Below are 25264 nucleotides of genomic sequence, written 5' to 3'. Positions count from 1 at the left end.
CCCGAATTGTTCGGTTCTACCACTTTCAATAGTACACAAATGGCTATAACCTCGTAGGTAGTAGTGAAATGTCTACCTTAAGACGCTGTTAGTCGCTCTTGAATTAGGGGGTGAAAACCTGTGTACGAATGGATATTGCCAAGTCTAAACGAAATCTTAACTGAAAATCAATCAAGTGTGGCTGAATGTTCGCCTGGTAAAGCAGAGCGGCAGTGGCGTGTCAGCCTCGCTGCGACAGAACACTTGCTATTAAATACTTTAGCAGGTACTTCAGTTGACACAACCCAAGGATTAGTTTTAGCTGCACCCGCACCCTTATTTAGTCAGCTAAAACTGACTCAAAGCTTACAAACAGTAACTTTTACGGCAAAACCATTTAATCCTTTGGCACTGATGCCATTTCAGATGCCAGATAAGATGCCTGCGTTGGACTATGCCAACGCATCTATAAATGAAGAAAATGAAGAGGTCGCTCCTCATGAATCAGTACTTCCCTTATTACCTGCCGATCCTCTCGGTGCAGAGCAGTTTTGCTTAGTTTTTACTGATAAATTTAGATTAGTACTGGTTTTAGCAACCCACAAAAACGGTAAAAAAACATTTTCATTTTCTTTTGAGCCAGAAGTAGTACAGCAAGCTTGGCGATCGCTAGGAACCAGGGTAATGCTGGCTAATCCAGAATTTTTTGCCCATCTAGATGCATTAGTAGAACAGTATTCCCCGGTAGCACCAGACTACCGCATCATGAATCAGTTTAGTCAGTTGTTGCTTCAGGAATTAACAGAAGCAGAAGAGACTAGGGAGTGGGGAATAGGAACTAGGGACAAAGAAGACAAAGAGAATAACCCATGTTCAATGTCCAATGCCCAATCCCAAAATCCTGATGTAGAATTGCTCCAAGCTTTCGCTCACGAAGTCCGCACACCTTTAACAACGATTCGCACGATGACCCGTCTGTTGCTGAAGCGGCAAGACTTAGATCGTAGCGTGGTCGATCGCTTAAAAGTTATCGATCATGAGTGTACTGAGCAAATAGACCGCATGGAGTTGCTATTTAAGGCAGCAGAACTAGAAACTACAGCCTCTACAAAATCGTCAAAAACTCAACTCACACCGATGTCTTTAGATCAAGTGTTGCAGCAAAGCATTCCCCGATGGGAACAAGCAGCACATCGGCGGAACTTAACTTTAAATGTTGTTTTACCCCAGCAACTACCAACTGTGGTCAGTAATCCCATGATGTTAGATCAGGTACTCACTGGTTTGATAGAGAATTTCACTCGCAGCTTACCTTCTGGTAGCCATATTCAAGTACAAGTTATCCCGGCTGGAGATCAACTTAAGTTACAGTTATCGCCCCAATTTGGGTGCAAAGATTCGAGTAAAGCCGCTACACCTGCAACCCCACCAATTCGCAAAGCCCTTGGTCAATTGCTGATGTTCCAACCAGAAACGGGTACGATTAGTTTGAATATCGCCGCAACGAAGCATTTGTTTCAGGCGATCGGTGGAAAATTGATTGTGCGCCAGCGTCCACACTATGGGGAAGTCTTGACGATTTTCCTTCCCTTAGAAGTTAGCAATCAACATAAATCAGGAGCAAAAATCTAGGAGTGAAGATTCATCAACTATTTTTTTAAATTATAAATATTCACCTAAACTAACGTGAGTTAAAAAGACTTCTCCTTGCTTTGAACTAAATTTCAAAGCAAGGAGAAGTCTTTTATGCGGATAAAATATAATCCATCGAACTCACATGAAATTAAACAGTAATTAAAACCTCTAATGTCATGTCCGCTAAATTACCCATCACCCCTTAATCCCCTGGAGACAAAGCATAGCTTTGGCGGGGTGGGGTTCTTCGGGTTTAATAAACAATCGAGCAGACATAATATAACTTGCCATCTTTAAAAATAGATGCCAAAAATGGATATAAATTCTGGCTAAAAGCTAAGTATACATTTGGGCAAAAATCAACAGGAAAATTATGGCAAATTTTGAAGTAATCGAACGAGAAAGCTTACGTTTAGTCAAGGTAACTTTGCAAAACGAAACAGTAAAGACTGAATCTGGTGCTATGTACTATATACGCGGCAACATTCAGATGCAATCTAAACCCCCTTCAGCAGGCGGATTTTTAAAATCCTTAGCGACAGGAGAAAACATTTTCCGTCCTACATATACAGGTACGGGTGAATTATATTTAGAGCCGTCTTTAGCGGGATATCACATTATAGAATTAGACGGTAGTGAATGGATTTTAGATAGTGGCGCTTATTGGGCTAGTGATGGCGCTGTGGAAGTAGGAATTGAACGAAACAAGTTTTTATCAGGCTTAATTGGTGGCGAGGGCTTGTTTCAAACAAAAGTCAAAGGCAGGGGTAAAGTGGTAATGGTAGCACAAGGCCCTGTAGAAGTAATAAATTTACAAAATGACCGATTAGTTGTCGATGGAAATTTTGCGATCGCTCGCACAAGTACTGTAAGATATCGCGTTGAAAAAGCTACCAAATCTCTTTTAGGCTCGATGACTTCTGGAGAGTTTCTTGTCAATACTTTTGAGGGAACAGGGACTGTATTGCTTACTCCCATACCTTATTGGCAAGTCATGATGCTCCGCCAAATTACCGCCGTCATCCCAAAAACTTCTAGCTAATAATTATTGGTAAGCTGGGGAAAAGAAGGAATTAAAAACTAATTGTTCACAAGAGAGATAATTAGCTGGTTATTAAAACTTTAATTCCTTTTATTAACTTTATGAGCAACATATAGGAATCCAGTTTGATTTCTGAAAATATCCGTAGGATGTGTTATCACGGAGAGTACGGCATCAAACCCTTGATAACAGTGCGTTACGAACTCCGTTCTAACACACTCTACAATACCTAATTTCGTTCAAAAATCAAATAGTAATCCTATAGATTATGCCTAAATTTGTGATGCTTTTTTTGATTAACCTTAAAAAAGGTAAAGTTGTATAACACCACAAAGTTACTCAGGCGATAATCAAAACTTATCAGTCCTTTTCTATTGCGATCGCTCTTGGGGTATTGTTAACAGTCGCCAGTTGGACTGTAAATGTGGAACCTTCATATAATTTACTTTTCACAGAAATAGATCCGCCACAGCGCAGCAGCAATTGCTGTACTATTGTTAACCCCAAACCAGCACCACCATAATCTTCAGTTGCTGCTGCACGCACCCGATAAAATCGGTCAAAGATTTTAGGAATCTCACTTTCGGCAATCCCGATACCCGGATCGCGAAATTCTAATTGGACATAATCGCCTTGAAGACGAGCACGCACCCATACTTCACCCCCATTAGGAGTAAACTTAATGCTGTTGTGCAGTAGATTAATTACAATCTGCCTCAGCCCACCACTCACACACCAAATAGATGGGAGTTCAGTGGGTACGGTGTAGGCTAGCATAATCCCTTTTTCTTGGGCTAGAGGTTGGTAGGTACTGACTACTCCCGGTACAATATCTGAGAGTCGCACCGACTCTAAAGCCGTCCCCTCTAAATTACGTTCTAGTTGCAACAGTTCCAATAAACCAGTAATTAGGGAATTTTGCTGATCGCACTGGGTATTTAACATCTGTAAATAACGTTGTCGCTGCGGGGGCTTGAGATTAGGAGAATTCAATAACGAAAGTGCTGTCTTCATGTGCGTCAGAGGTGTACGCAGTTCTTGACATAGATTCTTCAGATATTCATCTTGGAGTTGATCCTTATCGTGCAGTTCTTGATTTAGCTGCTGCAACTTGGTAGTGCGAGCTGTGATGATTTGACGATTAATTTCATCCTGTCGTAGGAGTTGTTTGGCAAATAGTTGAGTCATCAGTGCGGCTTGAGGCACAGTTGGACAAATAAAATCAGCAGGTACAATTGGGGATGATTCTGGTGCAATTGCTTTTTGGATACCATCTAATACTTGCTGAATTACTCTCCCCTCAACAGTTGTGATAATCAGCAATGGCTGATTTTTATTAGTATTTACCTTTGTCGATATCTGATTTTTGCGTTTTTTAAGTGGTCGATGAGCCAAAATTAAACTGGAAAACTGGGGCGATAAAACCATAAGAAAGTTTTCCCGTCGCAGTTGGCTATCTGGTGGCAGGTGAACGGTGACATGATGAGGAGATGAAGAAGACGAGGGAGATGAGCGAGTATTTTCTTCCCCTCCTCCTTCATCTTCCCCTACTCTCCCTTTTCCGCTCTCTTCAATCTGGCAAGTATAGATGAGACTAGACGCACCCACTGAGGATTGATAACGTGCTAATTCTGATTGCCAAATTTTTTCTGGTGGTAGCTTCACCCATAAAGTGGCTGCAATTTGCTGCTCAATTAGTAAGTCAATTTGCGCTCTCACCAGTGATAGCAGAGTAGCAGGACTGAGGGACAATGGTTTTGGAGGCACTTGCACTCCCATAACCAGTTGATAAACAGACAGATCCTTAGCCAAAGAAACATTCATGAGTCAAGCATAAAAAGGATGAAGCAAGAAATAATTCTGTCTTCGATTTTCACCTTTATGTGTGCATTTTTTCCAAAATCCCCACGGAAAGAAACATTAACTATGAAAAATGGGAATGGGGAAAGTTAGGAATGCCCAATTCCCAATGCCCAAATTAACGTTGTATGTTCAGTCTTTCTTGTAAAGCCTCGCGTGCATGTTCTCGGTCATCAAAATGGATTTTTTCAGTACCAAGAATTTGGTAGTCTTCGTGACCCTTGCCAGCAAGCAAGACTCCATCACCTGGTTGTGCTTGTAAAATAGCAGTACGAATTGCAGTAGCCCGATCGCAAATTACCATTGGTTTTATTGTGGGGGGAATTCCTGCCAAAACGTCTTCTAAAATTCGTTCTGGATCTTCAGTCCGGGGATTATCTGATGTCACTACTGCCACATCAGCTAACTCAGCAGCAATTTTACCCATTTTTGGGCGCTTAGTGCGATCGCGATCGCCTCCGCAACCAAATACGCAAATCACTTTTCCAGGTATAAACGGGCGTGCAGCCTTCAGTAAATTTTCCAAACTATCGGGTGTATGAGCATAATCCACAATCACGCTAATATCTTGCTCATTACTAATTTGTACCCGTTCCATCCGTCCTGGAACTCCAGGAAAATCAGGGATCGCAGATGCCACCAACTCCAAATCTAGCCCTAAATGTAAAACTGCTCCTACGGCTGCTAGAAGATTTTCTAAATTATATTGTCCGACTAGAGGCGATCGAAAAGCTACGTCACCTTTTGGTGTATGTAATGTACCACTGACACCATTCGGCTCATAACTTAAATCGCTCATCCATAAATCAGCGCTGTTGTCGTTGACACTGTAACTCCAAACCTGTGAGGAATCTAACGAGGCAATTAACCGTTTACCGTAGGAATCATCAGCATTAATTATTGCCCGTCCCTTGAGATAATCAGGGCTAAATAACAACGCTTTGGCGGCAAAGTAATCTTCCATATCGCTGTGATAGTCGAGATGGTCTTGGGTAAGATTACTAAATACCGCCACCTCAAATTCACAACCCAGCACTCTCCCTTGGGCTAAAGCGTGAGAACTTACTTCCATCACCCCAAACTCACTACCAGCTTTTACAGCCTCTGCTAGCTGCTGTTGCAGTTCCACGGCGAAGGGCGTAGTGTGGGCAGCAGTTTGCTCAAAACCTGCCCAACGGGTGTAGAGAGTTCCCATCAAAGCTGTAGCTAAATTAGCTTTGATCAGCAAAAATTCAATTAAATGGGTAGTTGTAGTTTTGCCATTTGTACCAGTTACACCTACCAGCTTGAGTTTTCGCCCCGGATAGCCGTAAAAAGCACTGGCTATTTGGGCACAAGCTTGAGTTATGTTACTTGCACTGATGACTACAGCCTGATCTGTGGGAGGATTTTTTTGTGCAGCTTCAGGAGAGACGATCGCAGCTACAGCCCCCGATGCGATCGCACTTTGCCAAAATTCCCCACCATCAACTCGCGTTCCTGGCATCCCAATAAACAAATCTCCCACACGACAAGCATGAGAATTCGTCTTCAAACCCCTAACTTCCACATCCTCTAAAGTCGGATGGCTAGGCAATTGCTCAAGACTGTCTACCGCCGTTAGTAATTCCCGCAATTTCATGTTGTGAACCTCGTCACATTCTTGATCTTGCGCTTATTCTGCATTATTTTTTTCGTAATTGGCTAAATACTTACGCAACATTTGCTCCAACTGCTGCACGCTAGCACGAGGAGAAGGACGCGGCAATGGTGCTTCTATAATTTCTTCCTCTGCGCCACGGACACTTTGCTCAACGGGGGGGAACCCCCGCACGCAAGTGTCCTCCTCTGCGCCTCTGTGGTTCGATAAATAAAGTACCGGCACCTCATACTCATACGCAGCAAACCAATCTTCACGAGTCGTAATATCCCTAATTTCCAACTCGAAACTAAGATTTTGGATTTTTTCTAGCTTTTCTTGCAAGCCTTCGCATAAATGACAGCCTGGTTTACTGTATAAAATTAATCGCATTGTTTATTTGAGGTGTGGCAAGAGGTTATAAGTTTAGAATAACTAACGAACCGCAGAGGCGCAGAGTCCGCAGAGGAGGAGAGATGAGAAAAGAGTTTGATGTGGTTGAGTATGTTGAGCTTATGGCGTTGTTAGTGGATTTGCAGCTAAGAGATGAGGATCGGGATGGGGTGGTGGCAAATTTTGAGAGAATTATGGCGATCGCTAATCTTGTTAATGAGTTTCCTCTAACAGAAGAAATTGAAGCTGCACCTATATTTGAACCATAATAGCTATAAGAATCAGCTTTGATTTTTGCAAATATACTGAGACTTAAAAGCTTCTTTTTTCATGGTTTTCTCGAAAATACTGAAGATACCTTTTTCTGGAAGTCATGCTTGTTTTCAGCAAATCTTTACCTCTACCTATATATTTAGATACATTTTCAAGTTTATTTGTAATTAATTAATAAGTTCTTTGACTAATGAAAGTAGTTTTACTCATAAATGAAAAATTACCTTAATTCTCCAAATTACATATACCAAAATATAGATTCGCTCCTTAGTATCTTGCCTTTACAGTAAATATTAAGAGGACATTTATGAGAGTAGTAATTCATGCCTAATGAGCATCGTTTGGAAGAAGAATTTCTATCCCAGGAAGCTGAAAGGAGAATATCCGAAAAGCTAGATGGAGCCGAAAAAATAGAAATAGATATACAAACCGATCTTTTGAAAATAGTTCAGGGACAGGCAGATGGGGTTTCGGTTGCTGGCTTTGGATTAGCGATCAAAGAAGACATTCGCATACAGGAAATAAAACTGCAAACAGATACTATTAACATTAATCCTTTAAGCGCTCTTTTTGGTCAAATAGAACTCAATGAGCCAGTAAATGCCACAGCCAGAATTATACTTACAGAAGTAGATATTAATCGCGCCTTGGCATCAGACTTTGTTCTCAGCCAGATGCAAAATTTTGATTTGGATGTAGATGGTGAAATTGTGAGTTTTGAAGCACAAGAAATTCAAATATTTTTACCTGGTGACGGCAAAATAGAATGTAGGGGAAGAGTGCTGTTAAAGGAAATGGGAAATACTCGCCCTTTAGCTTACACTGCACTCCTTCGCCCACGCACTGATTCACAATCTGCGATGCTAGAAAGTTTTAACTGCACTGAGGGAGAGGGGATTTCAATAGAATTAGCTACAGCTTTCATGCAGAAAGCTAAAGAATTAATGAACTTACCATATTTAAAATGGGAAGATATGGCGTTCAGCATTAAAGATATAAAAGTAGAAATTGGTAGTTTAATACTCCTAGTACAAACTCAAGTGAAGCAAATACCGTCATCAATAACTGAACTATCTCCTTAGTAGTATTGACACTAGTTAAAGATAATTTTTGTAACTAGGGAGTGATGTAAACGCTTAAAAAATTTTATAAGCTTTTGAAAGCTACTTAATTTCAAAATGATAACTATGCAAGAGTATGATGTTGTGCTGATCGGTGCTGGGCACAATGGGCTAGTCTGTGCAGCTTATTTGCTGAAAGCTGGTTATAGTGTCCTGTTATTGGAAAAGCGTTCTGTTCCAGGTGGTGCAGCAACAACTGAAGAATGTTTACCCCAAGAAGCTCCTGGGTTTAAATTTAACTTATGTGCTATTGACCATGAATTTATTCACTTGGGGCCAGTTGTTGAAGAATTAGAACTAGAAAAATACGGCTTGCATTATCTGGAGTGCGACCCGGTTGTTTTCTGTCCTCATCCTGATGGTAAGTATTTCTTAGGACATAAGTCAGTAGAAAAGACTTGTGCAGAAATTGCCCGTTACAGCGAACGTGATGCCAAAAAATACGCTGAATTTGTAGACTTTTGGCAGCGATCGCTAGGTGCAATGATTCCTATGTTTAATGCACCACCAAAATCAATTATAGACATCGTTGGTAACTACGACATCACCAAACTGAAAGATTTATTTTCGGTTATTGGTTCTCCCAATAAAACGCTGGACTTCATTCGCACCATGTTAACCAGTGCTGAAGATTTACTTAATGAGTGGTTTGATGAGGAATTTCTGAAAGCACCACTAGCCAGATTAGCATCAGAACTTGGTGCGCCACCATCACAAAAAACCCTTGCCATTGGTGCAATTATGATGGCAATGCGTCATAATCCTGGAATGGCCAGACCTCGCGGCGGTACTGGCGCACTTGTGCAAGCTTTAGTGAATCTAGTCACAAGTAAAGGTGGCGTTATTCTCACAGATCAGCATGTTGAAAAAGTTTTAATTGATGATGGAAAAGCTGTTGGTGTGCGGGTTGCTGGTGGTACAGAATATCGTGCCAAATACGGAGTTATTTCTAATATTGATGCCAAGCGGTTGTTCTTACAAATGACTGATAAAAGCGATGTTGATGGAGCCGATCCAGATTTATGGGAAAGGTTAGAACGCCGCATTGTTAACAATAACGAAACCATCCTCAAGATAGACTTAGCTTTAGACGAACCACTGCGTTTTCCATACCACGCCCACAAAGACGAATATCTCGTTGGTTCTATCTTAATTGCTGATTCTGTGGCTCATGTAGAACAGGCTCATAGTAAATGCACCTTGGGAGAAATTCCTGATGCTGACCCATCAATGTATGTGGTAATGCCTAGTTATTTAGACGCTACATTAGCACCAGCAGGTAAGCACACCGTATGGATTGAATTCTTTGCCCCTTATCAAATTGCCGGTGCAGAAGGCACTGGTTTAAAAGGTACTGGTTGGACAGATGAATTGAAAAACAAAGTTGCAGATAGGGTGATTGATAAGTTAGCAGACTATGCACCGAATGTCAAGAATGCAACTATCGCCCGTCGTGTAGAAAGCCCAGCAGAATTAGGAGAAAGATTAGGTGCGTACAAAGGAAATTATTATCATATTGATATGACTTTAGATCAGATGATATTTTTCCGTCCCTTACCAGAAATAGCGAACTACAAAACGCCTATTGATAATCTATTTTTGACTGGTGCAGGGACTCATCCAGGTGGTTCGATTTCGGGAATGCCAGGACGCAATTGTGCGCGTGTATTTTTGCAAGCAAAGCATCCCATTAGCCAAACTTTGAAGGATGCGCGAGATTCGATTAAGTCAACTGTCGAGTCGGTATTTGGCATTAGTTAGGTGTTGGAAAGATAGAGCATATCATTCATTATCTATTTTTTGCCTTCATGTCTTTGTAATTAAAATATAGTTTGGGATGAAAAAGACATGGAGGCATTATCTAAAATGTTCTCTTCATAGATATGAGATTGCTTTATTTTATCTGCTACGAGCAATGATTAAATAAATATACAAATCACCATCGCCACAAAATAAGACATTGTTAGAAGCGGGAGATTTACCCCCCCCAGAATTTGTTAATATAATGCGTGATGCGTTCTGAAGTTGCATAGTTAAAATTGCTAGAAAGATGCAAAGACGTAATTTGAATGACGATTAGCTTAGATAATTGATTGATAGAATAAAGCAATTAACATCATTGTTTGGCAAAAAACTAGTGCGATCGCAACCTCGCTAGCTAAAAGAAATATTCCCAAATACTTACTATTACAACATATACAGCAACAAAAATAATGTTTCTTTAGTGAAATAAGTTCTAAGTAATTGCTTTATGTGTATTTAATATGATAATGTAATATCCGCTTGATTGAAATAAGCATATATGCATTATTAAGCAAGCTGTTTCTAAAAATATAAGTGAATTAATGGGTAAAAATTAGTGTATTTTGATAATACTCAAAAAACGAACGAATTTTAACATCGTCTCATAATTTTTGTAGGTACAGCATGGTTTTTCAGCGCTGCTTCGTTGCATCTGGTTTGATAGCTTTCTTTGCTTTTGGTTGTAGTGGTGGGGCAAACTCATCAATAGAAAAGACTACACAAGTTGTCCAAGAAAGTAATGTAACCCAGCTTTTCATAGAAGCGAAGACTACCCAAAAAGCAGAAGATTTTTTTCATCAAGGTAATAATTTATTAGATGGACAACGTTATGATGATGCAATAAAAGCTTATGACAAAGCGATCGCCATCAAAGCTGAGAGTCCTGAAGCTTGGATTAACCGTGGCATAGGCTTGACATCGTTGCAACGTTACAAAGATGCTCTGGTATCTTACGACACAGCGATCGCCATCAAACCCGACAAATATGAAGCTTGGTATAATCGTGGCATAGCTTTGACATCGTTGCAACGCTACAAAGATGCTGTTGTATCTTACGACAAAGCGATCGCTATCAAACCCGACAAATATGAAGCTTTAATTAACCGAGGCATTGCTCTGACAAAGCTGCACCGCTACCAAGACGCTATTGCATCTTATAATAGAGCGATCGCCATCAAGCCAGATTTACACCAAGCATATTACAACAAAGCTTGCTCTTATGCTTTACAAAGCAATCTGGAATTAGCAATTGAGAATCTAGACAAAGCCATCAAGCTGGTTCCTGATAAATACAAGAAATTAGCCAAAACCGATCCAGACTTTAGCAAAGTGCGTAGTGAAAAGCAGTTTCAGGAATTACTGCAATAGTATTTTGTCACCACCACTCAGTGTAAAATATGAGCTTGCTGTAACAAGGATTTTTTCTTGAGCGGTTTACGATTAGACATGAAAAAATTGTTAATCACCGGAGCCAGTGGTTTTTTAGGATGGCATCTTTGCCAACTTGCAAAACAAGAATGGGAGATTTATGGCACTTATTTATCCCATCCTTTAGAAATTCCTGGTATCGAAATGCTAAAAGTGAACTTAACAGATTTTCGGGAATTGCAGCGCATATTTAGTGATGTCAAACCAACAGCAGTGATTCATACAGCCGCACATTCGCAACCAAATTTTTGTCAAACCCACCCTGAAGAATCGCACGCAATTAACGTCACAGCATCCTGCAATATTGCCAGACTTTGCGCGGATAACTCTATTCCTTGTGCTTTTACCTCTACTGACTTGGTTTTTGATGGCTTAAATGCTCCCTATCGAGAAACAGATTCTGTGTGTCCTGTCAACCTTTACGGTGAGCAAAAAGCGATCGCAGAAGCAGGTATGCTAGAAAAATATCCGATGACAGCAGTCTGTCGAATGCCGTTGATGTTTGGTGCAGCTACACCTACAGCAAAAAGCTTTATTCAGCCATTTATTCAAACTTTAAAAGCAGAAAAAGAACTCAATTTATTTATAGATGAATTTCGTACCCCAGTCAGTGGAAAAACTGCCGCTAAAGGACTTTTGTTAGCATTAGAAAAAGTTAACGGCATCATTCACTTAGGTGGTAAAGAGCGGATTTCACGTTATGATTTTGGAAAGATATTAGTTGAAATATTTCAACTCCCTGCTACCAAACTCAAAACCTGCCGACAACAAGATGTGAAAATGTCAGCAGCTAGACCAGCAGATGTTTCTTTAGATAGTTCTAAAGCTTTTGCATTGGGTTATGAGCCTTTGTCTTTACGAAAAGAATTGCAGGAATTAATCATCGAATGACTTTTTTTATTGGAGCAAAGCGACTTGCCCTAAATGCTCTATATTACAAGCGTGAAAGCTTTACTACAAATAAATATTAGGGTACTTTTACCAGATATCAGGGAAAAGAATAAAGGTAAAACAGCATGAGTAGCATATAACAGTCCTAGTACATTGAGGTCAAACGATCGCCGCCAGTCTGAGCTATTTCCAGCTTCAATGGTTCCAAGTAAGGCAATTCCTGCATTATTCACAAGGATATCAACCCTTCCCAATTCTGCATTTGCCTTGGCCACCAAGTTATTTACCTAGTTTTCGTCAGTCACATCGGTGACAATAGCCAATGCCTTTCCACCGCTAGCTTCGATGCGTTCTGCTAATGCCTGGAGGCGATCGCCACTCGCCACGCCTAGCAGCCAATACTACTGTTGCTCCAATTGAAGCCAAAGCGATCCCTAGCCGTTCCCTTGGTACTGCTCCCATGACGGTGCTGTTGTTGGGCGATTGGAATAAACCTAGTCCAATGCCGTAAATAAAATAGCGCGACACATAGCCAAGCTCAGTAATTTGAGCATCAAAGGTGCTAATCCCCAGACAGCCACTTAGCAAACCCATGCTCAACTGAAGATTGCGAAACAGGTGTAGCTCTAGTAGCGGCTGTTCTACGATCGCTTCAACTACCAAAAAAATTGTGAAACTTACGGCAGCGATCGCAATAATACCAGTGCATTAGAACAAGTCCAACATTGATAATGCCCACATCAAGGGTAGACATGAACACCCCAAGTCCGACACCGAGTAAAACCCAATTTTTTTGAGAGTCTGACAAAACCAGAGGTTGTGCTTGCAATTGTCCCAATGTTTAGCCTCCGCCTTTGACAGCACGATTATGAATAGTTTGTATACGTATATTAATTGTAGGATGCTATCCTGACTACACTAACCAAAATCACTTTCTCCTCGATCTCTCAGCACAAAGCGTAAAGATGTGTATATTATTCATTATTTGGGAATAATAGCTCAGGAAATAACGATAATATTGTCTGCGTTGCTCAGTAACTAGAGATAAAAAGGGTTTATCAAAATGGATTCTTTCGGTATTTACACCCTTGCTAATGATGTGGTGTTTGACCAATTAGTAGCTTTAATAAACAGCATTGAGGTGAATGTTAGCGCAGATATCCCTATTTGTATTATTCCATACAACGATCAACTAGACCTAATTAGGCAAGAAGTTAATGCTCGAAAGAATGTAATCCTATTTGATAATTGGGATGTAATTCAACGCTGGGAAGAATTTGCTCATCAGGTCTGGGCGGCTCACCCCAGGGAAAAAGAGACAAAATTATCACGCTCTAGTTGGTACAAAAGTCATTTACAAAGAAGATTTGTTGCTTTTGAGGGTATTTTTGATAAATTTGTATTTTATGACGCTGATAGCTTGGCAATGAAGCCACTAAATAATGTAATTGACAAGCTAGAAACATCTGATTTTGTTTTTGATGATTGGGAACACCTTAAGGATAGACCTGTTGCAGCATTAAATATCTCAGTTATAGAACAAACTGGGCTGTATACAGAAGCAGATATACGTTCTAATATGCATTGTTCTAGCTTTTTTGGATCTAAACGAGGGTTATTTACTGTTAAAGAGATTGAACTAATAAAAGAGCGATTAATTACCGATAGGGAAGTTGAATGGATTAATGGATATGGATGGTGGGATGATTCTTTTTTGTTTAGTTATATGACTTTGCGCTGCGATCGCCCACTTTTTAACTTTACACTTAGTCCCAATGGTGAAGATAGAACAGGCAACTGTGCCAATGCAGATCCTTTCGTCAATATTAATAATGTTCTTTACAATCAAGATGGCTTAAAACCCATTCATCGCATCCATTATATGAGCTATTCTTCTCATGATTTTGCCCAGTTATGTCAAGGACAAGATGTTAATATCTGTTATGCAAATGAGTTTTTACATTATCGCTTTCTCAAACAGCCAGAACAAAGACCAAAAGAGTTAAAACCACCTAGTATAATTGCAAAGACTAATAAACTTTTCAACAAAACAATAAATAAAATTCAAAGAGCTATCCGCTAAATATAGCTTAATTGACGATGCTTTAAATTAGCAATTGATATAATCTGTCTATTTTTTATATTTATTTAGTATATAATTATATGCCTAAAATTACTGTTTGCGTTCCTACCTTTAATCGTGTTCATCTTCTTCCTTACGCCATTGACAGTGTAGTAAATCAGTCTGAGCAAGACTTTGAGTTAATTGTTTGTGATGACGGTTCTAGCGATCGCACACCTGAATTGATGTCACAATACACAGACAATCGGATTAAATATATCCGTCATCAGCAAAATATTGGTAAAAGTAATAATATGCGCTCTGGCTTTGATGCTGCTAGCGGTGAATATTTTATTAAATTTGATGATGACGATCGGCTAACACCCGATTTTCTGGCAAGTACAGCAGCGATTATTACTCAAGACTCTAGCATTGATTTTGTTGGTACAGACCATTGGATAATTGATATTAACAATGTCCGGGATGAGGCCAAAACTCAAGAAAATTCTCAGCGCTGGGGTAGGAAGAATTTACCCGCAGGTGTTGTAAATAATTTATTGGAAGTCGTATTTATTCAGCAAAGCTTTCAAGTTGGAGCGACATTATTTCGCCGTAAAACCTTGCAAGAATTAGGATATATGCAGCCAAATCTGCAAAATTGTGAGGATAATGATTTATTTGTGCGTCTGGCTTTGGCTGGAAAAACGGGTTATTATTTACCAGAATTATTGATGGAATATCGCACTCACGCAGAACAGCAAGGTATTAATCGAGCAATTCCTTATTTATTTGATAAAATGCGCTATTTAGAAAGTTATAAGTTTGATTATAAACAAATAGAGGCAATTAGGAAAAATCGCCTAACTGAAACGCAATTATTATTAGGTTTGCGTTTAATTGAAAAGGGTGAAACGCAAAAAGGCAGAGAGCTAGTTTTAGCGGGACAGTCTTTTTCAACTCCTAAAGCTTGGACTGCTTTAGGATTATCTCTGTTACCAGTTGGGTTACGAGGTAAGGCGTTTAATGCACTGCGACAGGTGCGAGGTTAGGCATTGACATATTCTACAACTGAGTTTTAGCTTATGTGTAAAAGCTAACGCGAAACCGCAAATAAATTGGCAAATCTATCTATTTTGTGGAATAGTTGGGGTAGGTTGGTAAGTTGAGTTGGATCTCAGTTGACTAATCATGAAGAACGTACCAAGAGTTAAAGCTATAGATACGACTGCGATCGCTAAAGAGTTAGTCTTCCAAAAGCTTAGTTTTCCTTGTGTATAAGCCCTATTAGCTATATTTACCTCCCGCCTAGCCTCTTCTAAAATTGATTGGAGAGCATTTATCTGCTCATCTTCTAACTCTGCATATCTATCTTGTCTAAAAGCATTTTCTAGAATTTCTACTTTTTCCTCGGAAGATACTTGAGCAAGTTCTCTCCTGACAACTTCATAGGGATTCGTTTGCTTTACAGGTTGTGAGAATTGATTTGGCAGAATTGGTGGTTTAATCGTAGTATCTTGTTGAATTTCCTTTTTGGTAAAACTGTAGACGTTATTTTGCGTTACAGGCTTTGATGCTTGGTTTTGAGGTATTCGTGGTTGAGTTGGTATACGCTGATTATTACCTACTTCATTTGTCTTCAATGACCATTTATAGTCACTGTCTTGGACAACTATATTCTTCAATGAAGAATATAAGTAATGGTTGACTTCCCGTCTTTCAACTCCCAGCATCTCAGCAATTTTTACTGCTCTTATGGGAGTACCACGTTTTAATATTTCAACAATTTTAGATTCCAGACTATCCATATTAGCCCCGAATTATTCTTGTAGCTCTAATGTAACTAAGTTTTAAATAAACAAGATACGTGACCAGCTATCAACAATATCTACCATTTTATCGCCACTGATGCCTTTAATCTGTTTTTTGCCATTAACAATTTTCACTCTTGTTAATACATCTTTCAAAGATTCAAACTTTTTCTTTTTGCGTTCTTTTTCTACACTTTCAGCAACTTGTACAGCTTTTTTATCAGTAAACCCAGCAGTTCTTAATCTGAAAGTAAGTTCTAGTAAACTTAGACTATTAAATGTATCTAATGGTGTAATCTGTTTGGGTATCTGACTTTCAATCAACTTGAGAGTATCGTATAGTTTCTGTCTTTCTTGTCTTTCTTGTGCTAATTCTGACCTTAACTCATTAATTTGTTTTTCCAACAAACTAAAATCATTGTTTTTTGTAATTGATTCTGAATGATTTGTTTGAATTCGCTCGGTAATTTCTGGTTTATTATCAGAACCAAATTCCCTAAATGCAGATACTTGCTTAAATATTTCATCCTCATTCTTAGGAGAAATTACAAAAGCGTTGACCATTTCGCATTGACGAGGGTTTTTTTCTCTTGCTCTAACAGCAGCATAATATTCAAAGTATCCATCAACTACTGCATAAGTCTCTAAACCTGTAGTTTTCAAAATTAATGGTCTGATAATTCCCCCGCTTTCTATAATCATATCAGCGAGACTATTTAAAGCATCATTTGAAAAATTGGATAGAGGCACATCACAAGTAATATTTTTTACATCAACAGTATAAAATTTCATTATTAATGAACTCCTATTTCTTCTAAAACTTCTTTGGCTAATATCTCAAATTCCATAGCAGATTGTTGAGCATTAGTTTTTGATTCTGCATATTTGACAACTGATTTTGGATCTGGGTATTCTAAATCTCCTACCATTATAGAATTATTCATACATTCTGACAGAGAGGTTCTATCATAAATAACTGCTTCCATCAAAGGTAATTCATAGCGCTCAGATATAACACTTCTTTGTCTTGGAAAAGTGTACTGCAAAAATTTAGCGTTAGTAGAAATTTTAGAAGCTAGAACCCCTATTATGTTTATAGGTTGCTTCCCAATAAGTACTCTATATTCATTAATCTGTTTCAGAAAATTTTTGACTGTTGGTAAACCTTGGTTTGCAAATGGTTTTAAATCTGAAGGAATAATCAAATAATCAGAAGCAATTAGGGCAACTTCGGCATAATAATCTCTTGAGGGAGGAGTATCAATAATTACAATATCATAATCATTTTCTACGATTTTGAGTTTAGAAATAAGCCTACTTCGGCTAACTGCTATTTGATTTAGTTTATCTTGCTTATCAATAAGGTTAATATGTGAGGGAACAACATCTATCTCTGGATTATTAAAAAAATGAGACTGTCGCATAATTTCTGGAACAAAATAAAAATCTCCTGACTCTAATAGATGTGATATATTCTGCTCACGTAAATCGTCATCTTCATCAAATTGAAATTTGATTAATCCTGTAGCAAAAGTAGTATTTGCCTGAGAATCTATATCAATCAAAAGTACTCTTTTATCTTTTTTACGTAATGCTGCCGCCAGGTTTACTGCAACGGTAGTTTTACCAACGCCACCTTTATTGTGGTAGATCGCAATCGTTTTCATTGAATGTTTCCTCTTTATTTCAAAATTGGAATTATTTTCTATTTGAACTTCTGGTTTATCTACCAACAGTTCTTCTTTCAGACTCTCTCTACCAATTAAATTTTTAATATTTTCTAGTTTCGTCTCAACCTCCTTCCCAGAGCATTGAAATATTAACTGAATATCGCTCTGTAATTTTTGATAAATTCGAATCTCTTTCCCATTAGTCAGCAATCCATATCTGACATGCAAACTGGTTAAATAATGCCTGAGTCGGGGGACATGATTATTTAAGTTTTGTTTGGGATGCTTTGCCTCCATGACGACACTCAGGGGTGAGTTGGCATCTAAGACAAAGGGAATCACCTGTGCGGCAAATGCTAAGAAATCTAAGCGGATGCTACCAATGGCAACTTCTTGATGCCAGGTGTCAGGAGTATAACCTAGCTGCGGTAGCAAATATTGCACTATGAGTTTGCTTTCAACTTCGCTTTCGTTACGGCATAGCTCAGGATTAAAAGGCAATATTTTTCTACCTCTAAATAATTATTGGACTTGGGACAAAAACTCATATTTGCTAGATTATGACATACCATTAATTATTTTGAGTGATAAAAATGACTTAGAAAATATAAATAATCATCATGAAACTAGTAATTTTGCTGAATTCTGTTACCTAGCCATCCTCATAATTAACAGGCTACCTATGTATTTCCCCATTAGCCCTGTAAATGGCTAGAATCGAAGTGTTTACCTATTTGCAACTAAAGGTTTTGGCTACTGTATCTTGTCCCCATTGCCATCAACTCGTTGATAATCAAGCTGTAAGTTGTCCCTATTGCCGGACGACACTCAAAGCTTACGGTCATCCCGGTATTCCATTGCACCGCGCCACTGGGGACGGGTATCTGTGCGACACCTGCACTTATCAGGCTGATGATACTTGCAATTTTCCTCAGCGTCCCTATGCCAAAGACTGTACTCTCTACCAAAATATTGAAGAGACAAAGTTAGAGTTGCAACAGCAGCGTTACACTAACAGTTTTGCCGTAACCGTGCAAAGTTGGGTAAAACGCAATCAGGCTTTGCTGTTGCTATTAGGTTTATTATTAGTCTGTTTTTTGTTCGTGATATTAAGACCTTGATTTGTTTTTTGTAAGAGTGGGGAGATGAGGAAGAAAGAATAACTAATACCCCATACCCCATTCTTCAACCTGTGGTGATTTTGGATGCTTCTGCAATAGCTCCAACTTGTATCGGTGGCGCTTTTTCTTCAAAGGCGGCTAAGTCGAACCAAAAAGTTGTCCCAATGCCAACTTCACTTACCAGATGAACTTTACTACGATGTCTATCAATGATATTTCTGACAATCGATAAACCTAAACCCGTACCTTCCAGGGTGTGAACTCGGTTTTCTACGCGAAAGAAACGTTCAAAAATTGAGTGCTGGTCTTCTGTAGCGATGCCTATTCCAGTATCGGAAATTTCAATCCGCACTGGGGAAGATTGGGTGTGATTGGGCTTAAAATCTAGTTGGTAGGCGCGGATTGCCACTTTACCACCAGCTTTGGTGAATTTAAGAGCATTACCAATCAGATTGCCAAACACTTGTACTAACAAATCGTAATTACCCATTACCAAAGGTAAATTAGCAGCAACTTCCTGAAGGAGTTCAACACCTTTATCCTTAGCATTAAGTTGGTAAGTACGCAATGTTTGCTCGATCGCTTGGGCTAAATCTACCCCATCAAAGTTGTACTGACGACCAGATTCGAGTTTTGACAAATCTAAAACATCGTTAACTAGGCGAGTTAGGCGATCGGTTTCATGGTTTACTGTTTGCAGAAACTCTTGCCGTTCTTGTAAAGCTAAGTCTTCACCGTAGTCATGCAGGGTTTCAATATAAGTTTTGATGTTAAATAATGGCGTTCTCAGTTCGTGAGAAACATTACTGATAAATTGGCTTTTTGCATCGTTTAATTCCACCTCACGGGTTATATCTTGGACAGTAATCGCAATGCCTTTGATGCTTTCCCTTTGCACATTGAGTACTGTAGTTAAGAGAATGCGGATTGTCCGTGGGATGGGTTGGTTAATAAAAATTCGGAATTCGGCACTTTCGCATTCCCCTGCTGCCATTTCGTACAAAGGGCCAGTGATTTCCATTTGTACATCTGTCGGTAAATGATGCAACAGATTGCAGCCTACCACATCAGTAGTTTCCCAGCCAAAAATTCGCCGCGCTGTGGGGTTGACTAATATCACCTGCATGTTGTTGTCAATTAACACAGCACCATCTGCGATCGTCGAAACTAGGGTTTCTAGCTTGGCTTTTTCTGCGGTTAGTTCCTCAATATTCTGTTCTTCATAGCGCTCTAATCGCTCTGCCATCTCATTAAAGCTTAAAATTAATTCCCCTAGTTCGCCTCCTAAAGGTAAAGCAATGCGCTGCTTGAAATTCCCGGTAGCAATTTCCTTCACCCCCACTAGCAGTTCTTTTATTGGCTTAGTAATGGTCAAGGCGTTAATCACTCCTGCCAAAATCACCATTACCCAAATGGTGATAAAAACCGCAATGGTGACATCGCGGGTAAAATTGGTGGAAATGATCGCAGTCTGATTGGGATTGATTCCGATCGCTAATACACCTAAGTATTTTTGATTAACGATCAGGGGAATAAATACATCGGTAACAACACCATCTGGGGTCATGTGTTGCCGCACCATTGGCTTTTCCCCATCACCAGGGTAATCTTCTGGTAGTTGGATTCGCCGTTTAATGGTAAGAGAGTTTTCTACCTCTGCATCCCAAAAAGGTATGCCAAAAAAGATTTCCCCAGTTTCATCAGCGTAGAGCATGTAACGCACACTAGAGGTGCTGCTATAGAAGCGTTGAGAAAATTGGGAAACCTCAGTCAAATTATTGTCAGCTATGAGGGGAGCAACATTGGCAGCAAGTAGCAGCCCCAAATCACGACCGAAGCGCGTGTCATTCATCCGCGCGTCCTGCTGAATTGTATTCACAGCCCAGAAGGTCAAACCACTCATCACCAAAGAAACCACCAATGTGGCCACAGCCAGTAGTTTAGTCTGGAGTGTGAACTCCGACCACCAACTAGCGATCGCATCTCGAATTGTTTTGAACAGACTTAGCATCTTAAATAAAGTTGTTAGTAGTCTTTGTTATAAAGCCCAACAACTTAAAAATTAACAGTTAATTCGACAAATATGTTGGAGGGGAGAGAGATATGGAAAAGTGCAGGAGCAACAACTGCTATGATGCTACTGCAAAATCTGTGTACTGCCGTTAGGCGATCGCTTATAGAGTTTCCTCCCCCTGCTTAACACTTACCACTCTATGCCCAATATCTCTCCGGTAATATATCCCCTCAAACTGAATATATTTGATTGCAGCGTAGGCTTGGGCGATCGCTTGCTCAAAATTTTCTCCGATTCCAGTTATATTTAATACTCGACCCCCATCTGTCACTATTTCTTGTTGCTGGTTCAACTTTGTACCTGCATGAAATACAGTTGCTCCTGTTGCCTCTGCGTCGTCAATGCCAGTAATCACCTGACCTTTCTCATAAACTCCTGGATAACCACCTGAAGCTGCAACGATAGTGGCAGATGCTCCCCCTTTCCAAGCAATGGGCGGCAATTCACTTAATCGTTGCTGCACACAGGCTAGAATCAATTCTTCTAGGGGTGTTTCTAACAGTGGCAAAATCACCTGGGTTTCTGGATCGCCAAAGCGACAGTTAAATTCCAAAACCTTCAAGTCGCCATTGGGTGCAATCATTAACCCAGCATACAGTACACCTCGGTAGTCAATGCCTTTTGCTCGTAAGGTTGCGATCGCTCTTTCTAAGACTTCTGTTTGAATCCGTGCCATCAACTCTGGCGTAGCGATGGGTGCTGGGCTGTATGCTCCCATGCCGCCAGTATTTTCACCCGTATCGCCATCACCAATCCGCTTATGGTCTTGAGCGGGCAGCAAGGGTCGAATTGTTAACCCATCAGTTAACGCTAAAACTGATACCTCTTGCCCAATTAAACATTCTTCAATAACAACAAATTCACCAGCACTACCAAATTGCCCCTGAAAAATTGCATCCACGGCACTTTCTGCCTGTGCAACTGTTTCAGCCACCGTTACACCCTTACCAGCCGCCAAGCCATCAGCTTTAATGACAATTGGCGCTCCCTTAGCTCTTACATAAGACTTTGCTGCTGTTGCCTCCGTAAATACCGCAGCCTGTGCCGTCGGAATTCCTGCTTCTTGCATCAGAGTTTTTGCCCAAGCTTTACTCGCTTCAATTTGCGCTCCCGCTCTGACTGGCCCAAATACCATCAATCCTTTGTCTTGGAGGTAATCGGTGATTCCCTTTGCCAAAGGTACTTCTGGCCCAACTATCACCAGAGTGATACCATTTTCCAGAGCATATTGGCTCATGCCCTCAAAATCATCTACTGCTAGAGTCAAGTTCTGGCAACGTTCTATACTTGCTGTACCTCCATTCCCTGGTACACAGACAACTTGCTCGATTTGCTTAGATTGCAACAGTTTCCATGCCAGAGCGTGTTCGCGCCCTCCATTACCTACGACTAAAACTTTCACTGAATTTCCTCGTGCGTCCCTTGCGAAACGAGAATTCCCTATTCGGCTCTCGCGGATCAATTTTTTCACCAATTATCGCACTTGTGCAAGCCCCCTCATCACTAGAAGAGGCAGGATGGGGGAAGAAAGAATTATCTATATCGGTTTTAAGTCCATCCTGTTGCTAGAATTTAAGCTGCTTTTATTCTTAAGATTCAATTTTGTCAACTAGTAGATTTATTAACAGCAACAACTAAATAAATATACTGGCATTACTTAAATATTAAGTATATTTATTTAAGTAATGCTGATGTTTAAAACAGTACAATAATTGATTAAAAATTAAGCTGAAGTGATGACGATCGTTGATTACAAGTACTAACCTGTGAATATAGAAATTTATGAAAGTATCAAAAAATAGGCAACATGGCTAAAATTATCGTTACTGGATCTGCTGGTTTTATTGGTTCTCATCTTGTAGACATATTGCTAAAACAAGGAGAAGAAGTGATCGGGATTGATGAATTCAATGATTATTACGATCCGATGTTAAAGCATAAAAATATTGCACATTTACATTCTTCACCTGGCTTTAGATTAATCGAAGCAGATATGCAACTTTTAGATTGGCAGGAACTCTTAAAAGATGTTGATGTAGTTTACCATCAAGCAGCACAAGCAGGTGTCAGAGCGAGTTGGGGTAAAGCTTTTCGTGGTTACACAGAAAGAAATATTAACGCTACACAAGTTTTGCTAGAAGCAGCTAAAGATGCTAAACACCTGAAAAGATTAGTGTTTGCTTCTTCGTCAAGTGTATATGGTGATGCAGAAACATTACCCACTCATGAGGGAATTTGTCCTCAACCTGTTTCTCCTTACGGTATTACTAAGCTAGCAGCTGAAACTTTGTGCAGACTATATCATAAAAACTTTGGTGTGCCATCTGTATCATTGCGATATTTCACAGTTTACGGGCCTAAACAGCGCCCAGATATGGCATTCCATAAATTCTTTAAATCGATTTTGCACGATGAGGCGATTCCTATTTACGGCGATGGACAGCAAACGCGGGAGTTTACGTTTGTTGGTGATGTCATCGCCGCCAATTTAGCTGCCGCTAGCGCACCCGAAGCAGTGGGAGAAATCTTGAATATCGGTGGTGGTAGCAGGGTGGTTTTAGCAGAAGTTTTAGATACGATTGAAGAAATCGTTGGGAAACCAATTAAAAGAAACCACATAGAAAAAGCAATGGGAGATGCTCGCCACACTGCTGCTGATGTATCTAAAGCCCAAAAAATTCTTGGATATCAGCCAAAAGTCTCTCTAAGAGAGGGTTTGACACAAGAATGGCAGTGGATTAAGTCGTTGTATTAATTGGTTATTTTCCTTTGTATTGACGCAGGTGAATAGGGGACATGCCGCACTAGTGGGATGTCTTAGCGGCAGCGTAACGCACTATTATCGAGGGTTTGGTGCGTTACGAACTCCGTTCTAACACAACGCGAGTTGCGACAACGGAGGGAACATCCCTTCGGTTCACCAGTCGCCTACGTTGGGAAACCCGCCTACAGCGTTGGATTCACCGCAAGGCACTCGCTCCCCTACAATAACTAATTTTGTTCAAAAATAAAATAGTAATCCTATAGTTGAAATATTGTTAACCTTTATGCTTAAAATTGCACAAGAGGTTTGTTTAGCATCTACTGACAGCTAAAGTTAACCCTTTGCAGGACTCTCATAAGCAATGCTGACTGAAATTTTACCTTTCCGCTTTGAGTTAAACACGATCGCGATCGCCGGAGCGAGTTTGTGGTCATTGGCGCTATATCTAGGTTTTTCCTCAGTTAATGAATGGGTAATCGAACAACTCAACCGTTGGTTTAACTTTGCGGGGCGATCGCTTTATACCAGCCAAACAGAATTTGAAAAGACTCGTAAAGCCAGAGAATCCCAAAACGCTTTCTACGCTTCACTATTTAGCATTGTGCCTTTTTTGGTATTTGGCACTTTATGTAACTGGGGTGTAGAACTCAGTTTAGGTACTAGTTGGGGAATCAGCTTAGGTATACTTGCGTGTATTAGTTGTGGCATTTTTGAACTCGGACGACGCAATGGCGAATCTTCGGATTAAGTGCTGGCAGATTAGAAGTTTACCAAGATTGTTCCAGAAGCTTTTTTAAGGGTGGCTTGATATCATAATACCTATTCTTGTCCTCCATAGCTTTTCAGTAGCCTAATCATTTCTTGAAAATTGATTGATTTTGCATAAGCAAGAGGAGTTTTGCCATTACGATCTTTAGCATTTATATTTGCACCCTTAGATATCAAAAATTCAGATGTTTCTAAAATATCTTTTAAATAAATACGTGCCTTACCTTCTTTAGTATTAGTTTGCGCTTTATAGTGTAGTGCAGTTAAACCTTTATCGTTTGTTGCATTAATATTTGCGCCTTTTGCAATGAGAAGTGCAGCCATATCTTTTTTATATGCAAAATCAAGTGGTCTTAAGCCCTCATAACTCACATTGTTAACATGTGCGTTCATGGAAATTAGTAATTCGACGTATACTTTACAACCAAATCCAACTGCTGTATGCAATAAAGGAAATGGCGAACCCCAAGCACCTGGGGCATATTTAGGTATCGGCTCATTAATCATCTGAGGATGTTTTTGAACATCTTTAAATAAAGACTCTATTATTTCTTTCTCTCGACATGTTTCTCTTCTTACAGGAGGAATTAATATTAATACCTTTTCTTCTTTGATAATTTCTTTTTTTGTAGCTTGCTGTTTTGCATAACTTAAATTCTTACTATATTCAGCAATTTTTTTCTGAGCCATCACATAATTTTCGCTATTATCTGGTACAGTTCTCATCAAATTTATTGCTTCTTGCCATTTACTATAAACTAAATTCCAATCATCTTTAGGTATCGGCTCAATAAGTAGGGGTAGGGTGATTCTAGCTAGTAGGACAAGTCCAAGGGAAGAAGAACAGATTGTTCAAGAATAAGTAGGTGGGCGGGAAAATTTACAAGTATGTAACGAAAACTTAACCAGAGATACTAGAGTCAAATTTAATACGTTCTGTACTGTAGTTGCCCT

General features: G+C 39.7%; 25 protein-coding genes. 13 read left to right on the top strand and 12 right to left on the bottom strand.

The features are described from left to right. Positions 1-120 precede the first annotated feature (120 nt). Together V7K55_RS21320 and V7K55_RS21315 are read left to right on the top strand one after the other, a co-directional pair. On the top strand, positions 121-1611 hold the full coding sequence (locus tag V7K55_RS21320; protein WP_334834638.1) for a sensor histidine kinase: 1491 nt from the start codon (positions 121-123) through the stop codon (positions 1609-1611). 376 nt (positions 1612-1987) lie between these two features. Next, on the top strand, positions 1988-2656 hold the full coding sequence (locus V7K55_RS21315) for an AIM24 family protein (RefSeq protein WP_334834637.1): 669 nt from the start codon (positions 1988-1990) through the stop codon (positions 2654-2656). Between the two features lie 360 nt (positions 2657-3016). Here V7K55_RS21315 and V7K55_RS21310 read toward each other — a convergent pair whose 3' ends face one another. From V7K55_RS21310 to V7K55_RS21300, 3 genes are all read right to left on the bottom strand, one after another. Continuing rightward, on the bottom strand, positions 3017-4480 hold the full coding sequence (locus V7K55_RS21310; RefSeq protein WP_334834636.1) for a DICT sensory domain-containing protein: 1464 nt from the start codon (positions 4478-4480) through the stop codon (positions 3017-3019). Positions 4481-4634: 154 nt separating this feature from the next. Then, entirely contained in the window at positions 4635-6137 is a 1503-nt protein-coding gene (locus tag V7K55_RS21305) for a UDP-N-acetylmuramoyl-L-alanyl-D-glutamate--2,6-diaminopimelate ligase (RefSeq protein WP_334834635.1), read from the bottom strand. A 33-nt stretch (positions 6138-6170) separates the two neighbouring features. Then, positions 6171-6527 (bottom strand): glutaredoxin family protein, encoded by a 357-nt coding sequence (locus V7K55_RS21300; RefSeq protein ID WP_334834634.1) that lies wholly within the window; start codon positions 6525-6527, stop codon positions 6171-6173. An 83-nt stretch (positions 6528-6610) separates the two neighbouring features. Between V7K55_RS21300 and V7K55_RS21295 the strand changes: the two genes are divergently transcribed. The 5 genes from V7K55_RS21295 to V7K55_RS21275 all read left to right on the top strand — a co-directional run bounded on the left by V7K55_RS21295 (position 6611) and on the right by V7K55_RS21275 (position 12043). Further along, the gene (locus V7K55_RS21295) at positions 6611-6796 is read left to right on the top strand and encodes a DUF4089 domain-containing protein (RefSeq protein WP_334834633.1); all 186 of its coding nucleotides are present in this window, start codon (positions 6611-6613) and stop codon (positions 6794-6796) included. A 327-nt stretch (positions 6797-7123) separates the two neighbouring features. Next, positions 7124-7882 (top strand): LmeA family phospholipid-binding protein, encoded by a 759-nt coding sequence (locus V7K55_RS21290; RefSeq protein WP_334834632.1) that lies wholly within the window; start codon positions 7124-7126, stop codon positions 7880-7882. 105 nt (positions 7883-7987) lie between these two features. Continuing rightward, the gene (gene crtO / locus V7K55_RS21285) at positions 7988-9682 is read left to right on the top strand and encodes a beta-carotene ketolase CrtO (RefSeq protein WP_334834631.1); all 1695 of its coding nucleotides are present in this window, start codon (positions 7988-7990) and stop codon (positions 9680-9682) included. Positions 9683-10348: 666 nt separating this feature from the next. Next, a complete protein-coding gene (locus V7K55_RS21280) occupies positions 10349-11092 on the top strand; it encodes a tetratricopeptide repeat protein (RefSeq protein WP_334834630.1) in 744 nt (247 codons plus the stop codon). Between the two features lie 78 nt (positions 11093-11170). After that, a complete protein-coding gene (locus V7K55_RS21275; protein WP_334834629.1) occupies positions 11171-12043 on the top strand; it encodes an SDR family oxidoreductase in 873 nt (290 codons plus the stop codon). A 38-nt stretch (positions 12044-12081) separates the two neighbouring features. On the opposite strand, the gene V7K55_RS21270 is transcribed toward V7K55_RS21275, so the two are convergent. From V7K55_RS21270 to V7K55_RS21260, 3 genes are all read right to left on the bottom strand, one after another. Further along, positions 12082-12318: an SDR family NAD(P)-dependent oxidoreductase gene (locus tag V7K55_RS21270; RefSeq protein WP_334834628.1), complete on the bottom strand. Its 237-nt coding sequence runs from the start codon at positions 12316-12318 to the stop codon at positions 12082-12084. Between the two features lie 61 nt (positions 12319-12379). Beyond that, positions 12380-12706 (bottom strand): hypothetical protein, encoded by a 327-nt coding sequence (locus V7K55_RS21265; protein WP_334834627.1) that lies wholly within the window; start codon positions 12704-12706, stop codon positions 12380-12382. Further along, positions 12696-12881 carry a hypothetical protein gene (locus V7K55_RS21260; protein ID WP_334834625.1) on the bottom strand — a complete coding sequence of 62 codons (186 nt, stop codon included), beginning with the start codon at positions 12879-12881 and terminating at the stop codon, positions 12696-12698. The genes V7K55_RS21265 and V7K55_RS21260 overlap by 11 nt, the downstream gene beginning before the upstream one ends. Positions 12882-13106: 225 nt before the next feature. Here V7K55_RS21260 and V7K55_RS21255 point away from each other — a divergent pair, with 225 nt between their 5' ends. Then, the gene (locus tag V7K55_RS21255; RefSeq protein WP_334834624.1) at positions 13107-14126 is read left to right on the top strand and encodes an Npun_R2821/Npun_R2822 family protein; all 1020 of its coding nucleotides are present in this window, start codon (positions 13107-13109) and stop codon (positions 14124-14126) included. Between the two features lie 80 nt (positions 14127-14206). Then, positions 14207-15154 (top strand): glycosyltransferase family 2 protein, encoded by a 948-nt coding sequence (locus V7K55_RS21250; RefSeq protein ID WP_334834623.1) that lies wholly within the window; start codon positions 14207-14209, stop codon positions 15152-15154. A 75-nt stretch (positions 15155-15229) separates the two neighbouring features. Here V7K55_RS21250 and V7K55_RS21245 read toward each other — a convergent pair whose 3' ends face one another. The 3 genes from V7K55_RS21245 to V7K55_RS21235 are packed head-to-tail and all read right to left on the bottom strand — an operon-like array spanning position 15230 to position 18084. Continuing rightward, on the bottom strand, positions 15230-15910 hold the full coding sequence (locus V7K55_RS21245; RefSeq protein ID WP_334834622.1) for a hypothetical protein: 681 nt from the start codon (positions 15908-15910) through the stop codon (positions 15230-15232). Between the two features lie 42 nt (positions 15911-15952). Next, positions 15953-16705 (bottom strand): chromosome partitioning protein ParB, encoded by a 753-nt coding sequence (locus V7K55_RS21240; protein WP_334834621.1) that lies wholly within the window; start codon positions 16703-16705, stop codon positions 15953-15955. A gap of 2 nt (positions 16706-16707) precedes the next feature. Further along, on the bottom strand, positions 16708-18084 hold the full coding sequence (locus V7K55_RS21235) for an AAA family ATPase (protein WP_334834620.1): 1377 nt from the start codon (positions 18082-18084) through the stop codon (positions 16708-16710). Between the two features lie 248 nt (positions 18085-18332). On the opposite strand from V7K55_RS21235, the gene V7K55_RS21230 reads away from it, so the two are divergent. Next, positions 18333-18704: a zinc ribbon domain-containing protein gene (locus V7K55_RS21230; protein ID WP_334834652.1), complete on the top strand. Its 372-nt coding sequence runs from the start codon at positions 18333-18335 to the stop codon at positions 18702-18704. Positions 18705-18768: 64 nt separating this feature from the next. On the opposite strand, the gene nblS is transcribed toward V7K55_RS21230, so the two are convergent. Continuing rightward, positions 18769-20715 (bottom strand): two-component system sensor histidine kinase NblS, encoded by a 1947-nt coding sequence (gene nblS, locus V7K55_RS21225; RefSeq protein ID WP_334834618.1) that lies wholly within the window; start codon positions 20713-20715, stop codon positions 18769-18771. Between the two features lie 163 nt (positions 20716-20878). Beyond that, the gene (gene purD / locus V7K55_RS21220; protein WP_334834617.1) at positions 20879-22180 is read right to left on the bottom strand and encodes a phosphoribosylamine--glycine ligase; all 1302 of its coding nucleotides are present in this window, start codon (positions 22178-22180) and stop codon (positions 20879-20881) included. A gap of 405 nt (positions 22181-22585) precedes the next feature. Between purD and V7K55_RS21215 the strand changes: the two genes are divergently transcribed. The 3 genes from V7K55_RS21215 (at position 22586) to V7K55_RS21205 (ending at position 24290) form a co-directional block, all read left to right on the top strand. Beyond that, positions 22586-23533 (top strand): NAD-dependent epimerase/dehydratase family protein, encoded by a 948-nt coding sequence (locus V7K55_RS21215; protein WP_334834616.1) that lies wholly within the window; start codon positions 22586-22588, stop codon positions 23531-23533. A 98-nt stretch (positions 23534-23631) separates the two neighbouring features. After that, the gene (locus V7K55_RS21210; protein WP_334834614.1) at positions 23632-23769 is read left to right on the top strand and encodes a hypothetical protein; all 138 of its coding nucleotides are present in this window, start codon (positions 23632-23634) and stop codon (positions 23767-23769) included. Positions 23770-23903: 134 nt separating this feature from the next. After that, on the top strand, positions 23904-24290 hold the full coding sequence (locus tag V7K55_RS21205) for a hypothetical protein (protein WP_334834613.1): 387 nt from the start codon (positions 23904-23906) through the stop codon (positions 24288-24290). A gap of 71 nt (positions 24291-24361) precedes the next feature. Here the strand turns inward: V7K55_RS21205 and V7K55_RS21200 are convergent, their stop codons facing one another. Beyond that, on the bottom strand, positions 24362-25036 hold the full coding sequence (locus V7K55_RS21200; protein ID WP_334834612.1) for an ankyrin repeat domain-containing protein: 675 nt from the start codon (positions 25034-25036) through the stop codon (positions 24362-24364). Positions 25037-25264 lie beyond the last annotated feature (228 nt).

The organism is Nostoc sp. (genome assembly GCF_036919895.1).
Classification (GTDB): Bacteria; Cyanobacteriota; Cyanobacteriia; order Cyanobacteriales; family Nostocaceae; genus Nostoc.
This window is presented reverse-complemented; position numbering and strand designations above follow the sequence as displayed.